Annotated in this window: 9 protein-coding genes and 1 other RNA gene; 4 read left to right on the top strand and 6 right to left on the bottom strand. The window is 56.6% G+C overall.

Going from position 1 to position 15,216, the window contains the following annotated elements; all coding sequences use genetic code 11:
* Window positions 1-318 precede the first annotated feature (318 nt).
* The gene (locus tag VAE57_RS09310; protein WP_322821609.1) at window positions 319-714 is read right to left on the bottom strand and encodes a hypothetical protein; all 396 of its coding nucleotides are present in this window, start codon (window positions 712-714) and stop codon (window positions 319-321) included.
* A gap of 155 nt (window positions 715-869) precedes the next feature.
* Between VAE57_RS09310 and VAE57_RS09305 the strand changes: the two genes are divergently transcribed.
* A complete protein-coding gene (locus tag VAE57_RS09305) occupies window positions 870-2,060 on the top strand; it encodes an aminotransferase class I/II-fold pyridoxal phosphate-dependent enzyme (protein ID WP_322821608.1) in 1,191 nt (396 codons plus the stop codon).
* A 16-nt stretch (window positions 2,061-2,076) separates the two neighbouring features.
* Window positions 2,077-3,594 (top strand): carboxypeptidase M32, encoded by a 1,518-nt coding sequence (locus VAE57_RS09300; protein WP_322821607.1) that lies wholly within the window; start codon window positions 2,077-2,079, stop codon window positions 3,592-3,594.
* A gap of 283 nt (window positions 3,595-3,877) precedes the next feature.
* On the opposite strand, the gene VAE57_RS09295 is transcribed toward VAE57_RS09300, so the two are convergent.
* From VAE57_RS09295 to VAE57_RS09275, 5 genes are all read right to left on the bottom strand, one after another.
* A complete protein-coding gene (locus tag VAE57_RS09295; RefSeq protein WP_322821606.1) occupies window positions 3,878-4,909 on the bottom strand; it encodes a WXG100 family type VII secretion target in 1,032 nt (343 codons plus the stop codon).
* 330 nt (window positions 4,910-5,239) lie between these two features.
* Window positions 5,240-6,700 (bottom strand): dihydroorotase, encoded by a 1,461-nt coding sequence (locus VAE57_RS09290; protein ID WP_322821605.1) that lies wholly within the window; start codon window positions 6,698-6,700, stop codon window positions 5,240-5,242.
* 12 nt (window positions 6,701-6,712) lie between these two features.
* Window positions 6,713-7,639 carry an aspartate carbamoyltransferase catalytic subunit gene (locus VAE57_RS09285; protein WP_322821604.1) on the bottom strand — a complete coding sequence of 309 codons (927 nt, stop codon included), beginning with the start codon at window positions 7,637-7,639 and terminating at the stop codon, window positions 6,713-6,715.
* The gene (pyrR, locus tag VAE57_RS09280; protein WP_322821603.1) at window positions 7,632-8,180 is read right to left on the bottom strand and encodes a bifunctional pyr operon transcriptional regulator/uracil phosphoribosyltransferase PyrR; all 549 of its coding nucleotides are present in this window, start codon (window positions 8,178-8,180) and stop codon (window positions 7,632-7,634) included. Before pyrR ends, VAE57_RS09285 begins: the two co-directional genes overlap by 8 nt.
* A gap of 1,965 nt (window positions 8,181-10,145) precedes the next feature.
* Window positions 10,146-11,792 (bottom strand): acyl-CoA synthetase, encoded by a 1,647-nt coding sequence (locus VAE57_RS09275; protein ID WP_322821602.1) that lies wholly within the window; start codon window positions 11,790-11,792, stop codon window positions 10,146-10,148.
* A 957-nt stretch (window positions 11,793-12,749) separates the two neighbouring features.
* Between VAE57_RS09275 and ssrA the strand changes: the two genes are divergently transcribed.
* Together ssrA and VAE57_RS09265 are read left to right on the top strand one after the other, a co-directional pair.
* Window positions 12,750-13,110, top strand: a transfer-messenger RNA (tmRNA) gene (gene ssrA / locus VAE57_RS09270).
* 893 nt (window positions 13,111-14,003) lie between these two features.
* The gene (locus VAE57_RS09265) at window positions 14,004-14,978 is read left to right on the top strand and encodes a tetratricopeptide repeat protein (protein ID WP_322821601.1); all 975 of its coding nucleotides are present in this window, start codon (window positions 14,004-14,006) and stop codon (window positions 14,976-14,978) included.
* Window positions 14,979-15,216 lie beyond the last annotated feature (238 nt).

Genomic DNA, 15,216 nt, shown 5'->3' with positions numbered 1-15,216 from the left:
GATGATGCCTCCACGCAGGCCGAAAGCCTGCGCCACGGGGAGCGCGTGCAGCCCAGCCTACCGCAGCGTGACATATGGGTAATGCATAGCCACCGCTGGAGGCGGGTGGAGGTGGGGGCGTGTCGCCGTGCATTACCGGATACAGCCACAACCTGACCCGCTCGCCCCACCATCACGCTGGTTCGACAGCAAGTCAGACGTACAAGACAAAAGTGCGAGCCTCCGGCTCGCACTCCCAAAACCAGTTTATCGCTCTCTACCAGCCAACGACGGGGATCAAAAAGGGCAGGTGTTTCGCCTGCCCTGTCTGCCGACTCTTTACGCTTCCTCGTGCTTTTCGACAATCTGCACCTTGTTGCTAGTTGGCGGTGTCGTTGGCCGACGATTCCAGCTCAGGAGTTGACCCAGCAAAGCCCACATCCGCTGCTCCACCTCAGCTTCGCGACCGCGCAGTAACAGGCTGACACCACCCAACAGCAGAATGCCCGGCCACAGTAGCTTGAACAGCGATAGCAACGCTAAACCAACACCCCACAAGAGCGCCTGCACCGCTTCGTCGGTGCGGCCCAGGTTGCGTTGACGACGGTAAATGGCGATACCACCCCCGGCTAGCAGCGCAATCGGCACCAGCCACCAGAGCTTGAAAAGTGTCACCACGCCGAGGGTGATTAAAAGAATCCCAATCAGGCGGGTTTGATCGTTCTGTAGCGACATGTGTTTCCTCCTTTAACACCAGGCCATTGTACTTCTGCGGCTATGACGTAGTCTTTTGCGCAAAAGTTGCAGCACTCGTGGTACCATTAGTAAAGATGCAGGGTTACACTGTAATACTGGCACGCTGTGCCTGTAACTTCTTCCAGGGGTGCACGATGACACTATCACTCAGCGCCGAGCGGGTTCGTCAGTTTGGCACTACGATTTTTGCCGAAATCAGTGCGCTTGCCGTGCAATGCGGTGCCGTGAATCTGGGCCAGGGTTTTCCTGATTTCGCTGGGCCGGAATGGGTGAAGCAGGCTGCGATAGAAGCAATCACCGCCGATGCCAACCAGTATGCACCCTACATCGGTGTGCCACGTCTGCGTGAGGCGATTGCGGCCACCTGGCAGGCCCAGGGCTGGCGGACAGTTGATCCGGTGACTGAAGTGACCGTCACCAGTGGTGCAACTGAGGCATTGTTCGGCGCGGTGCAGGCACTGGTGAATCCTGGTGATGAGGTTATCCTGTTTGAGCCTTTTTACGATGCGTACCTGCCCGATGTGACGATGGCCGGCGGCGTTCCCCGTTTCGTTCGCCTCCATCCCCCCGGCGACGGTCATGCAACGTGGTGGTTCGATCCGGCAGAGTTGCAGGCTGTGTTCTCGCCACGCACCCGTCTGCTGATGCTCAATACGCCTCACAATCCAACCGGTAAGGTGTTTCGCCAGGACGAGCTGGAGCAGATCGCCGATCTGTGCCAGACCTACGACGTGATCGTGATTTCTGATGAGGTGTACGACCAACTGGTCTTCGCCGGCGCAACCCATCTTCCTATTGCAACGCTGCCCGGCATGTGGGAACGGACATTGACCATTAACAGTCTGGGCAAAACCTTCAGCCTCACCGGTTGGAAAATCGGGTATGCAGTTGGCCCGGCCAGCCTCAACGCCGCCCTGCGCGCAGCTCACCAGTGGATCACCTTTGCGACCGCGACCCCCTTGCAATTTGCCGCGGCGGCTGCCCTGGAAGGAGCTTTGCATAACGGCTATTATGAACAATTTCGCGCTGAATATACAGCTCGTTATCGTCTACTGGAAGAGATTCTGGTTAGTGTCGGCTTGCCGGTCTTGCCCACCGAAGGCAGCTATTTCCTGATGGCCGACATCACCCCGACCGGCTTTCACGACGATGTCACGTTCTGTCGCTACCTGACGCAGGAAGTTGGTGTTGCTGCCATTCCCCCTTCTGCTTTTTACGCCCGGCAACACGATTTGCCGCTGCTGGCCCGCTTCTGTTTTGCCAAGCGTCCTGAAACGCTGCGCGCCGCCCAACAACGGTTGTTGGCCTGGCGACAGCGCAGTTGAGAAAGAGAGAGCTGTCATGGAAACCCGTCTCCAAGAACTTCGTGCTCGCCTCCAGGAGATTGACGATCTGAACAGTGCTGCGGCTGTGCTGGGTTGGGATCAGAGCACATATATGCCCCCCGGTGGTGCAGCCGCCCGTGCCCGTCAGCTCGCGACCCTCTCGCGCCTGGCCCACATGAAGAGCACCGATCCCGAATTGGGCCGGTTACTGGCTGAATTGATGCCCTACGCCGAGCAATTGCCGTATGAACATCCTGATGCAGCGTTAATTCGGGTTGCCCAGCGCAACTACGAGCGCATGACTCGCTTGCCCGCTGATCTGGTGAGCGAGATTGCTGCCCATACGGCAGCCAGCTATCACGCCTGGACTCAGGCTCGCCCGGCGAACGATTTTGCTACGATGCTGCCGTATCTCGAACGCACCCTTGAACTGAGCCGGAGGGTTGCCGATTGTTTTCCCGGTTACGAGCATCCGGCTGATCCGCTAATCGACTTTAGCGACTATGGGATGCGGGCGTCGGTGATTCGTGATCTGTTTGCCCGTCTGCGCACCGGCTTGACCCCCATCATTCGGGCGATTGTTGCCCAGCCCCCCATCGATGACTCCTGTCTGCGCCAGTATTACCCGCGCAACGACCAGCTTGCGTTTGGCGAGCAGATCATTCGACGCTTCGGCTACGATTTTGAGCGTGGACGGCAGGATTTGACCCATCACCCCTTTGCCACTAAGTTCTCGGTTGGCGATGTCCGGATCACAACGCGCATCAACGAGCACGATCTGGGTGATGGTCTGTTCAGTACACTTCACGAATCGGGCCACGCGATGTACGAACAGGGGATCGACCCCGCTTTTGAAGCGACACCACTCTGCAACGGTGTGTCGGCTGGCGTACACGAAAGCCAGTCACGGCTCTGGGAAAATCTGATCGGTCGTTCGCGTCCATTCTGGGAGCATTTCTACCCTGAACTTCAGCAGACCTTCCCTCAGCAATTGGGGAACGTACCGCTCGATACATTCTACCGCGCCATCAATCGCGTACAGCCATCACTGATCCGCACTGATGCCGATGAAGTGACGTACAACCTGCACGTGATGATTCGGTTCGATCTGGAGCTGGCGTTGCTTGAAGGCACGCTGAAGCTACGTGATCTGCCGGACGCCTGGAATGCGCGCTACGCTGAAGATTTGGGTGTGACCGTTCCCGATTATCGTGATGGCGTGCTCCAGGATGTACACTGGTTCGGCGGGCTGATCGGTGGTGCTTTCCAGGGCTATACCCTGGGCAACATTCTCAGTGCTCAGTTCCTGGTTGCGGCACGTGCTGCGCATCCTGAGATCGATGATGAAATCGGGCAGGGTGAATTCGCAACCCTGCACGGCTGGCTCCGCGAAAACATCTATCGGCACGGCAGTGTCTTTACCCCTACCGAGCTGATTGAGCGTGCGGCCGGTGGGCCGATGCAGATTGAACCCTACCTGACATATCTGCGCACAAAATACTCGGCAATTTACGGCATCGATTTGTCATCGTAAGCCGCGTTTATCGCTCTCGTAATGTCAGAGCGTCGTGGAGTCGCCGCGCTGTGTAGAGCGGAACAGCAGACGGTGACTCCACGATTAACATCCATCCCCATCCTTAAAAAGTTCTCCAATGGCATTCGTTCTGATGTGAGACGTACCGAAACTCAGCCTGTCGTGTTCCTCCTCTCGTCGATGACACGCCCGCTGACGCTTCCACACAGGTATGCCCCGCATGTGTGAGGTCCTGCTTCTGCACCACCAAAGCGTGGTTACGGATGTATTGCTGGTAACAAAGTTACTCGTGGATAAAGTACCGCGGCCTAAAGCTACTGCCTAAGCCGGCATTGCCTAATCGCACATCATTGATGTTCATGCCGCCGGCCTGAGCAATGCGTAGATCAGCTACTGTATCTCCATGCTGTCCAGGACGAATGACGGCAACATGACCGGGATCGGATGCGAGCGCCGGCTTGCCAGCGTTAACGTGTTCTTTCAGCAGCCGCAACCCTTCAGGTGTTGATGGATCGACTTCGCGCCATCCATGCGCCGATGCCTGCGTTGTAAGCCAGCGGTTGAGGTCGGCAGCATTGACGGTTGCCCGATCTCCGGGTACGCCCGTCCCCAGTTCGGTCTTTGTTGGCAAAGGTACGCCCATCGCCCGCATCACATCGCCGGCAAACGTATTGCAGTAGGTGTAGTTGTCTGAAGCGTAGCGAGGATTACCGGCAACCCCGAACTGATTAATCACCGCAGCGTACAGTTCAGGGTGGCGGTTACCGGGCACACTGGTGATCGGTGCATTGAGGGGGAGCTGACCGGGTTTACCGTAGATGCTATCCATTCCGGCAACGGGCGTCCGGCCATCAAGCTGACTCGCCAGAACTTCGCTATCGTTGCTGAGGCGTATGCGCTCGTTCAGAATTGGTGGCAGAGCACCGGTTGCCGGGGCAGGGGTTGGCTCCGGAGCCGTTTCTGGTGGCGTTGCCGGCGTTTCGGGAATGGGTGTCATACGTTCAGAACCACTGATGTGACGCCCAGCGCTGCTGCCATCTCCGAACCTGCTCCCAGCCTCTTCAAGGGCATTGGTAAACTGTTCAGTACGTCGCGTGAGCTGACCAAGCGTCTCGCACAGTGTCGTATACTGACTCCGGATGCGCTCCCAGGCGGCTTCCGCCTGTTGACGATGGTTCCCGGCCCATGGCCCACTCTGCAGAGCCGTCATCGCCTGCGTGGCCTGTGCAAATGCATCCTCTATCGCACTGCTACCCTGGCGCAAAGCATTTAACGTTGCCCGTAGTGCATCAATGTCAGCCTGAATAGTTGCCATACCGAACTCCTCTAGCTGTGGCTGGTGCGCGTTGTGATGGGTTGGAATAGGATTCTGCACCAGAGAGTATACCTTACCTGCTTCGCTCATTCTTCGCTGGGGGGTAGTTGGGGCCGCAGGGAGAAGACAGAACGCCTGGTATTGATGAACACACCGAGTAATGGGGAACACAGTAAAAACCGGCACATCCTAAAAGCGAGGGACGGTCAAGGGCAATTAGTACCGTGATGCAATCGAATCAGACGCCTGGATCAACGGCGAGCAGCGGGCGGGCACGTGCCACATGTACGGTAGTGGTGCGGAAGTATGGCTTCCGCACCTCGCAAACCACTACTCCGCCCCCAAAATACCCTCCAGCCGTGACGGTTGGGGGGCAGCCTGCGCCTGCCGACCAAAATCGTCGCGGCGAAAGACGATCTTACCGGCAGCCATGGTGAGCATCACCTGCCCCTTCAGGCGCTGACCACGCAGTGGTGTATTGCGACCACGTGATGCAAAGTGATCTGGGTCGACCACCCAACTGCGTTCGGGATCGAAGATGACAATATCGGCGGTCGCACCTGGGCGGAGATTGGCCGGTGAGCGGTTGAGCACCTGTGCCGGTCCTTCGGTGAGTTTGGCGATCAGATTGACAATGTCCATCTCACCGCGATGGACGAGGGTCAGGGTGAGGGCAAGGGCCGTTTCCAGACCGCTGATACCGGGCGGGGCAATCCCATATTCGCAGTCCCGGTCTACCAATGCGTGCGGCGCGTGATCGGTGGCAATCGCATCAATCACCCCATCACGCAGCCCCTCCACCAGCGCTTCAACGTGTTCGATACTGCGTAAAGGCGGATCAACCCGGGTCGAGCTGTCGTAGGGTGGCAACAGCACCGGATTGAGCCACGACGGCAGACTCAGGTCGGGATGTACTCCGGAACGCCCGGTCTCAATCTCGTTGCGCTCTTCCAACCATCCCAACAGCCAGCGGTCGCTTAGCGTCAGGTGGTGTGGTGTAACTTCGGCAGTGACATGGACGCCGCGGGCACGAGCGGCACGAATCAGCGCCACGCTGCCGGCTGTACTGACCCGACTGATATGTAGATGTGCACCGGTCGCTTCGGCAAGGGCAATATCGCGGGCGACAATCGCCTCTTCAGCAGCCGCCGGAATAGCGGGTAAGCCCAATCGAATACTGACAGCACCTTCGTGCGCTACTCCGCCCGCTGCCAGATACGGGTCCTGGCAACTGACCATCACCGGTAATTTGAGAGCCGCGGCATAGGCAAGGGCATGACGCAGCAAGGCCGTATTGGCAATCGTCCGCCCACCATCGCTGAAGGCAATACAACCGGCTTCGGCCAGCTCTCGCATCTCACTCAGCACCTGACCCTCATTACCCACGGTCAATGCACCGATCAGATCAATCCGCACTCTGGCGTATTGATCGGTCAACTCACGCAACTGGCGAATAGCCGCCGCATGATCCGGTGTTGGACGTGTCGTCGGTCGAGCGCAGAGGGTGGTAAAACCGCCAACGGCCGCAGCGGCACTGACACTGGCGATGGTCTCTTTGTGCTCTTCGCCCGGTTGGCGCAGGTGGGTGTGAAGATCGGTAAAACCGGGGGCAACCACACAACCACGGGCATTAATCACCTCTACATCAGGTGCTAATGGTTCGCGATCAGTGTGCAGATCGGCCAGATCGTACAACCGCTCAACTTTACCGTTGGCAACCAGAATATCGCCAATGGTGGCTACACGATTGGCCGGATCGATAATTGTGCCATTTTTAATCAGATAACGCATTACCATCTCCTCTCAACCGGCCATTCGATAGAGTAACGCCATACGCACCGCGACGCCATTCGTGACTTGCTCTTCAATTACTGCCGGCGATGCAGTAGCCACTTCGGGAAAGATTTCGATCCCTTCATTCATCGGGCCGGGATGCATCACAATCGCATGTGACGGCAGGCGGGCAAGGCGTTCGCTGGTGAGACCATAGACCCGAGTGTACTCGCGCAACGCCGGCAACAATCCACTCTGCATCCGTTCTTTTTGCAGACGCAACGCCATCACCACGTCAGCTTCTGGCAGCAGTGGGTCAAGTTCATACGCAATCCGCACCTGCGGCCAGGTCGCCGTCCAGAACGCCGCCGGGCCGATCAGGGTGGGTGGGCCACAGAGCGTCACCCGCGCACCGAGATGGGTCAAGCCCCACAAATTGGAGCGCACCACCCGGCTATGCAGAATATCGCCGACGATAACGACGTGCAGATCGCGGATCTGTCCCAATCGACTCTGCATCGTGTAGAGATCGAGCAGTGCCTGCGTGGGATGCGCATGGCGGCCATCGCCAGCATTGATAAGCGAGCCACGAAAGTGACGCGCCACCAGATACGGCGCACCCGACTGACTGTGGCGCATAACAATGATGTCGGCACCCAACGCCTGCAGAGTGCGCACCGTATCAACCAACGACTCACCCTTCTCGACACTGCTCCCCCGTGCGGTAAAGGCGACCACATTTGCCGACAAAGCCCGCGCTGCCAGCTCAAACGAGATGCGCGTGCGCGTACTCTCCTCAAAAAACATATTGACTACAGTTTTACCGCGTAGTGCCGGTACCTGCTTAATTTCACGACTCAGCACCTCGCGCATACTCTCGGCCGTTTCCAGAATCTCCTCGATCTCAGTCGCACTAAAGTCATCGAGATCGATTGCATGACGACGTAATTCAGTCATTGGCAGAACCTCGCAGAATCACAACCTCATCAACCCCATCGGTCTCGCGCAAACGCACCATCACCCTCTCGGAGAGCGAGGTTGGCACATTCTTCCCCACAAAATCGGCCCGAATCGGCAATTCACGATGACCACGGTCGATCAGAACAGCAAGCTGAATCCGGGCCGGACGCCCCAGATCGGCAATCGCGTCGAGTGCTGCCCGCACCGTGCGCCCGGTAAACAGCACATCGTCCACCAGCACAACCGTCTTCCCGGTAATATCAATCGGCAAATCGGTCTTACGCACCCGTGGTGCCGGCCCACGCAGCTTCAAATCATCACGGTAGAGCGTAATGTCCAGTTGCCCCACCGGTATGCGCGTCCCTTCAAAATCGGCAATTGCGGCTGCAATTCGCTCCGCCAGCGGCACACCACGGCTCCGAATCCCAACCAGAACCACATCGCGCAGACCGCCATTGCGTTCATCGATCTCGTGCGCAATGCGTACCAGCGCCCGCCGAATCTCATCAGCCGACAGAATCTGTTTTTCTTTTCCCATGCGTTCCTCCGCAGCGAACGGACTGCGCAAACAAAAAATCCCTGCCCGCAGGTGCGGGATCAGGGAAAAAGCACAGCGATAATATGGGCCACGCTGACATGTAACTCATCAAATTGCTCCTTCACAGCCTCACGGGGCTGTATTAAAGGTGAGCAGATCGTACCACAGCCAGATACGAGCGTCAATGATAGTGGCAGGGAAAAGATGACAAATTGGCAACAAATCCATACAACTGATCGGCGAATAGATAGCAATCACCCATTGCCAATCGCGTGTAATTAGCGCACCGTTGCCTTGAAGCAGCGCGTATCAGGGGAATAGCTCTTTTGGATCGGTCTGTCAGGATTAGATTCACCTCCTCCCTGTAATCCCTTAGCCTTTGCAGTGCCAGCCTCACCACCGCAACGCCGGTATGACAGAGATGATGAACTGGCGGAGAATCGCATCATTGTCCAGTGTGCCGAACATTATCAAGTGCGGTTTATCACACTCGCCCTACCCACTACCATTGTCAAGGTAAGACGCTACGACAGTTATCCCCACAGGACTGAACCATATCAAAACGCTACGTCCTTGACCGCTGCACGCAAACGCCGATACCCCTGGACGCTGGGAGCGCGGGCCTCTGGCTTGCCCCTGGGGACGCACGCCATACCCGCTTCCAGTAGATCATCGTACCCCCAACCAGATCGCGATAGCAGAAATCATCCTGTACCGGCAACTCTCGCCTCCAGCGGGGGTGAGTAAGGGTAGGGCGTAGCAGGCGCTGGGAGCGCACGCCTCCGGCTCGCCCACCATCTGAGTGCGCACGCTAACCTGCTTCTAGCGGGGCATCGCACCCTGAACCGAATCGCGCTAGCAGGAGTCATCCTGCCCCACCTTTACCCGCCCCCGCTGGGCTATGCATTACCCACATGTCACGCTGCGTCAGATCGGACGGCAAACGCTCCCCATGGCGCGGGCTTCCAGTCCGCGTGCAAGCATCCTCGCCACCGCCGTCAGGTACTGGACATGGCCGATGGTGCGCAGGCTAGAAGCCTGCGCCACAGGCTGATACACCGTTTCCCATTCGTGCCGTGAGACTCACGCGACGGTGTTACAGTGCAATAGTGCTGGGATCGCGCACGATGAGATAGGCGCTGCAGATGCGTGGAGAGGTTGACAAAATAGATATGGATAATGTATTGGGGGGCGGGATAGGGTGGGGGAGACTAAGTCCTGGGAACGCGCACCTCCGGTGAGTACGGTGCCGGTGCCAACCTTGCACGTGCTCGCCGTGGGGAATGCGGCAGCCATCCTGCCGCACCAATCGCACTCATCGCCCCACTTCTATCGGTTAGCCTGCCGGGCGCTGGTGACGGGTAGTGCCCTTCAGCCCCCGCTCCTCTCCCTGGGTGGTAGAGGAGCGGGGGAGTAGGGAGGGGCATGCTCCGTACTGGTTTCTGCTTATCTCAATTCCAGCCCCCTCCTGACCTCCCCCCGCTGGAGGAGGAACAGACAGAGCATCAGAATGAGCTACTGTTTATTGCATCAGGAAGTCCCAGCACCGCTCGCTGGTCTCCTATTGGAGGAATGGGGGGTGGAGTATTCCCCATCCTTCTCCGGGAGCTAGGAGCGCGGGCCTCTGGCCCACCCACCACCTGAAACCGCACACCATATCTGTTTCCAGTGGAGCATCGCCCCCTGCACCAGAGTGCGCTAGCAGGAGTCATCCTGCCCCGGCAACTCCCGCCCCCGCTGGGGGCGGGTAAGGGTGGGGGCGTATCGCAGCGCACTGCTGACGTAACATCATTGTCACACGTCGCACGCAACACCGTGTGGCGTAACCGTAAACAATTTCAGGAGCAGTCAATTCCTATAGACGCACTTCGTCACCTCTCACGGTAGCAACCCAGACTATACTCATTCTCTGTGTCCTCCGTGTCTCTGTGGTAAAAAAGGTAGCAACTTGAATTAGATACAAGACTACGCTTCGGCAATAGCCTGTCGTGACTTGGCCTGTTCGCGCAAAATAAACTTCTGAATCTTACCGGTTGACGTCTTCGGTAAGGGGCCGAAGGTAAACTTCTTGGGTATCTTATAACCGGCCAGAAAACGCCGACAGTGCTGCTGTAAATCCTCCTCGGTGACGGTAACCCCTTCCCTTAGCTCGATAAAGGCGTGAGGCACCTCGCCCCACTTCGGATCGGGTGCGGCGACCACCGCAGCCAACATCACTGCCGGATGCTTGTAGAGTGCATCTTCCACCTCAATCGAGGAAATATTCTCGCCACCAGAGATAATAATGTCTTTTGCACGGTCGGTGATCTTAATGTAGCCATCAGGATGCACCACCGCCAGATCGCCAGAGTGGAACCAGCCATCGCGGAAGGCAGCTTCGGTCGCGGCTGGATTCTTGAGATAGCCCTTCATAACGATATTGCCGCGAAACATCACTTCACCCATCGTCTGCCCATCCCACGGCACTGGCTGCATCGTCGCCGGATCAAGCACACTAATCGCCTCTTGCGCGTGGTAGGCTACCCCCTGGCGTCCGTTGAGATGCGCCTGTTCGGCAATCGGGAGCGTATGCCAGTCGGGTTGCTTTGCACATACCGCTGCCGGCCCGTAGGTTTCGGTCAGACCATAGACATGGGTAATATCAAAGCCAATTTCAGCCATTGCCTGCAAAACGGCTGCCGGCGGTGGAGCGGCGGCAATCAGACCGCTGACCTTGTGGGTACCCCGACCTTCACGCCAGTGAGGAGGGGCATTATTGGCGATCAACGAATGGACAATCGGGGCACCGCAGTAGTGAGTGACACGGTACGTTTCAATCGCCTGCCAGATCAGCCCGGCATCAACTTTACGGAGACAAATGTTAGTACCCGCGTTCGCAGCCATCGTCCAGGGAAAACACCAGCCGTTGCAATGGAACATCGGCAGCGTCCAGAGGTAGACGGCATGGTGGGGCATCCCCCACGAAACAATATTGGAGAGGGCATTGAGATAGGCCCCGCGATGGTGATAGACGACGCCTTTAGGATTGGCCGTTGTGCCTGATGTGTAGTTGAGCGTGATCGCTTCCCACTCATCGGCAGGATAGATCAAGTCAAAATCGGGATCACCACCGGCGAGAAACTGCTCATATTCAAGACTACCCAACCGTTCACCTGGGCCGGTGTACACAGGATCGTCTACATCAATGACGGTCAACGTTCGGTTACACTGTTCCAGCGCCGCTTTCACCACCGGCGAAAATTCGCGGTCGGTAATCAAGACTTTCGCCTCACCGTGATCGAGGATGAAAGCGATGGTTGCGGCATCAAGCCGGACATTGATGGTATTAAGGACAGCACCGGCTCCTGGAACCCCAAAATGACACTCGTACATTTCGGGTGTATTGCTGAGAACGACAGCAACCGTATCGCGGAAGCCAACACCAAGCGCACGCAAGGCAGAAGCAAGCCGTCGTGATCGTTCGTAGACCTGTGCCCACGTATACCGCCGTTCGCCGTGAATGACTGCCGGCAAATTGGGATAGACCATCGCTGTTCGTTTAAGAAACGAGAGTGGGGTCAGGGGCGTGTAATTTGCTGCGTTCTTGTCCAGACCAAGCTCATACATGTGCATCGGACACACCTCCTCGTGCGGTTTGCTACATCTGCGAAGGTCTGCGTCGGGCACAGACCCCCTGCCATGCATTGGCGTCTAATGTGATACAGTCGCGGAAATTATTGGCTGTATTATACTGGTTTTGTCGTCTGTCGTTGTTGGGAGATACTGGTGTATCTGGGAGCCGTCGCCCTCATCCTCGCAGCACTCTCCGGATGGATACCGTTCACGCGCAATCATACCCGTGGCATCATCTTGGAGTGCGGTAGCCCCGCTGCTACATCAGCCCGCATAATCAGGTGCGGTTCACAGAGACAACGTGCGTTCAGAGCACGTCCGCCGGCTCAACCGTCCGTGAAGAGCTGCCTGCACGTGAGTGCGATGCAATCGTGGATCAGGCGTCTGGCCTGTCACTTCCATGCTCGTCCCGTGAGTACCGGTTGATGGACAAGCGCAGACGAGAAGTCCATCCGTTGGCGTAAGGCAATCCCATCACTAGATTATTTCATAAACGCTGTGCTATCGTGCTACCAGACTATCGCCCAGGCCCATGAACGCTTGCCAATCACCAAAGCTCGTTCATTCTGCTCCCGACCTGTTGACAGAGAGCAGCTCCGGCCGTGCCATCAAGCGCTGGATGAGGTTGCCCTGCCTGCTCGTCGTGCGCGTGTCGCAGCGTTTGGAGTGTGGCAGCCACGCTCTCACCGCAGCCGTACTCATGATCCGGCACGTGGCATGCCATTGACCCTACTGGTCTCTGGGAGGCTAGATGTACTCGTTACGCTCATAGAGTTCGGTCAGGAGTGAATAATCTAACTTCTTGCAGAAAATAGGTTCTACAGCGTTGTGTTCTCAATATGCAACGCACATCAGCAGAAGTCAACGCGGTGCCGCCACACCTCACAACTAACAAATCTCTATCGGAAGACTGATTGACAACCGCGTTGAGCGAGATATACTACGAATACAGCCTGCGGGGATGCTCTGGTTTCGACAGGGAGTGAACGCCGTAGACTGCAGGTCGTGCCGCCCAGTCACGTAAAAGGGGCAAGGCAACAACTGCCAACACCAACACTCGGGCCCAGGCTCGCCTGGCCCTCGCTGCTTAATAATAGCGGCGCGCTCGCCGTAGCTCCCCCGATGGTTACGGGTCGAGCGTCAGCAGTCGGGTGCTCCGGTAACGCCTGCCTGAGCGTTATCGGCTAAGAGATCAGGCTGGCCCAACGGTCGCTCTGCCACTCGCGCGACCGCGGGCGAGATCAAGCGAGGGGCTAAACCTGTAGATGTCTGCGGTCTAGCTTTCTGGACGGGGGTTCAACTCCCCCCATCTCCACCACACACCACAGCGCGGAGCAATATGCTCCGCGCTGTTCGTTTGTACAAGCTCACCAACGCGCAAGATCACCCTTCGCATTTGCAACAGGGATTTCTGACGTCGCGGCAAAACGCTCAGACTGCTGGTTGCCGATGACAAGAAACTACTGCAATTTGTCGTATATTCGTATGGCACCAGAAATGGTGACTTGACTCACCAAAATCGGTGAATGGAATACTTGAAATTGTCGCTAGTTACCATCTATGATACTACTTGATATTGTAAAGCAAAACTGTATTAAATCTATCCACGAGATTTGATCGCAACTCTTTACAGCATGATTAGTCAACTGCAACGTTCAACACGGATGGCCAAAGTTCTGAAGCACAAATGTTCAGATGCAGGCCCGCTGCCGTTGTCGTAAATAACACCTTCTTTCTTTAATTTCAAAGATGTTTCTTCAGCAAAAGTCAAGATTTTGGCACACATGTACAGGGTGATTGCCCATACGGGTTGCCACCTGCTGTCACTCATCAGCAATATTTCGAGTGACCGATAAATACTGTTGTGCCAAAAACTGGTTGCCTCTGTCATCTCTATCATCAGGAGCGTGTGATACATCCATACGCACCATCATCTTCAAGCGGGTTGAAAAGACCTGATAGCGAAGCAGGATTGGTTCACACGGCATGATCAAACAGGCTAACCAGTGTTCTGTTCAAATGCCAGCTTTCTGAAAGGAGGCAGCCGAATGTGACCGTAGATGTCACAACTCCCTGCTATGCTGTACGTAGCCATATCGCACGAACGTACATCGCAGACCCGCGTATGGGGATGACATGGTATCGCACCCAGGTACAATGAGCAGACCTGTGCCATCGCTGAGACGAGCCAACTGCGCGAAGGAGCTACATATGGACTTTCAATCATCAGACCGGGAGCAACTGCAACCGTATCGACTCGCTCGGCACCGGCTCGGACAAGTTCTTCTGCGTACTCCAGAGCTTCCCGGGATTATTGCTGTTTTATTATGGATGGTGCTTGGTGGCGTTGTGTTCATGAATGGTTTTCTGGCATGGTTATGCAGCCTCTGGTTTCTGAGTCGATACCTGCTCATCGACCAGACGCGACGGCTGCTAGATGGCGGGCAGTACCATCCGGCAATGCGGCTCGCCCGGATAGCCAAATCGCTCAACCCGTTCTCGGTTGACGCACACTGGCTTCTGGGCCTAATCGCACTCCAGCGCAATCGACCACGGATAGCGGTAGACCACTTGAAGGAAGCGTGCCGGCTTGATCCTGACAATCCCCGTGTATATGCAGCGTTGAGTGCAGCGCTCGTTGAAGCTGAAGAGCCAAAACTGGCTATTCAGTATGCAAAAAAAGCGCTTGCAATGAACCCTGGATTGTATGGTGCAGCTATGGTGCTAAGCGATTGTACACCAGATAATGAACAGGTCGAGCACTATTTACGTCAGGCGATCAATACTGCTCGACGACCGGTTGAGCGAGCTGCTGCCTGCTGTGCTCTCGCTAATTATTTGATTGAGATGGGACGGCGTAGTGAAGCAGAGTCTTTCCTGGCACAGGTGATCGGTCTTGTGCCGACTTGTCCTCCGGCCAGTCGTGGGCAGCTTCATTACCGACTTGGTGAATTGTTGACCGCCTGTGGCAAACACGATATGGCACGTGATCAATTCTTGCTCAGCATCAAAATCGATCCCAGTGGCCCGTGTGCTGCCAATGCCTGGCGAGCGGCTGCACTTGGTTTCATCGAAGAGCACCGTTCGCGACAGCGTCAGCCGCTGGCAAGCCATGAGGTAGACGGCACGGATGTGATAACTTCGTTAGAGGAAATGTCAAGCAAGCGACGTTCACGTTCGGGATGAAGTCCCGCAGATGTGGAGCGGCGGGTTTAGGCGGGTTGGAACCCTGCCTCACGTCGTACAAGCCCCTTGCGGGGTTGGCATGACGGCGGAGAGGTTTACCCCCAACCCCACCGGAGCTTCCACGTCGTCAGGTAGGGCTTTAGCCCGCCTGAAGGTTAACATCCAGAAACCAACAAAGGAATGGCGAGATCAATTCTATAATCCAGGTCGCCACCTATGCTACGGACAGACCACGTGA

Source organism: Chloroflexus sp. (assembly GCF_034434295.1).
In the GTDB taxonomy this organism is placed as follows: Bacteria; Chloroflexota; Chloroflexia; order Chloroflexales; family Chloroflexaceae; genus Chloroflexus.
Note: the sequence above shows the minus strand (reverse complement) of the source record. Positions and strands in the feature narration are given on the sequence as shown.

Coding starts and splice junctions, on each gene's coding strand:
- VAE57_RS09310 (WP_322821609.1), bottom strand. CDS start 714: ATGTCGCTACAGAACGATCAAACCCGCCTGATTGGGATTCTTTTAATC.
- VAE57_RS09305 (WP_322821608.1), top strand. CDS start 870: ATGACACTATCACTCAGCGCCGAGCGGGTTCGTCAGTTTGGCACTACG.
- VAE57_RS09275 (WP_322821602.1), bottom strand. CDS start 11,792: ATGCACATGTATGAGCTTGGTCTGGACAAGAACGCAGCAAATTACACG.
- VAE57_RS09295 (WP_322821606.1), bottom strand. CDS start 4,909: ATGGCAACTATTCAGGCTGACATTGATGCACTACGGGCAACGTTAAAT.
- VAE57_RS09290 (WP_322821605.1), bottom strand. CDS start 6,700: ATGCGTTATCTGATTAAAAATGGCACAATTATCGATCCGGCCAATCGT.
- VAE57_RS09300 (WP_322821607.1), top strand. CDS start 2,077: ATGGAAACCCGTCTCCAAGAACTTCGTGCTCGCCTCCAGGAGATTGAC.
- VAE57_RS09285 (WP_322821604.1), bottom strand. CDS start 7,639: ATGACTGAATTACGTCGTCATGCAATCGATCTCGATGACTTTAGTGCG.
- VAE57_RS09265 (WP_322821601.1), top strand. CDS start 14,004: ATGGACTTTCAATCATCAGACCGGGAGCAACTGCAACCGTATCGACTC.
- pyrR (WP_322821603.1), bottom strand. CDS start 8,180: ATGGGAAAAGAAAAACAGATTCTGTCGGCTGATGAGATTCGGCGGGCG.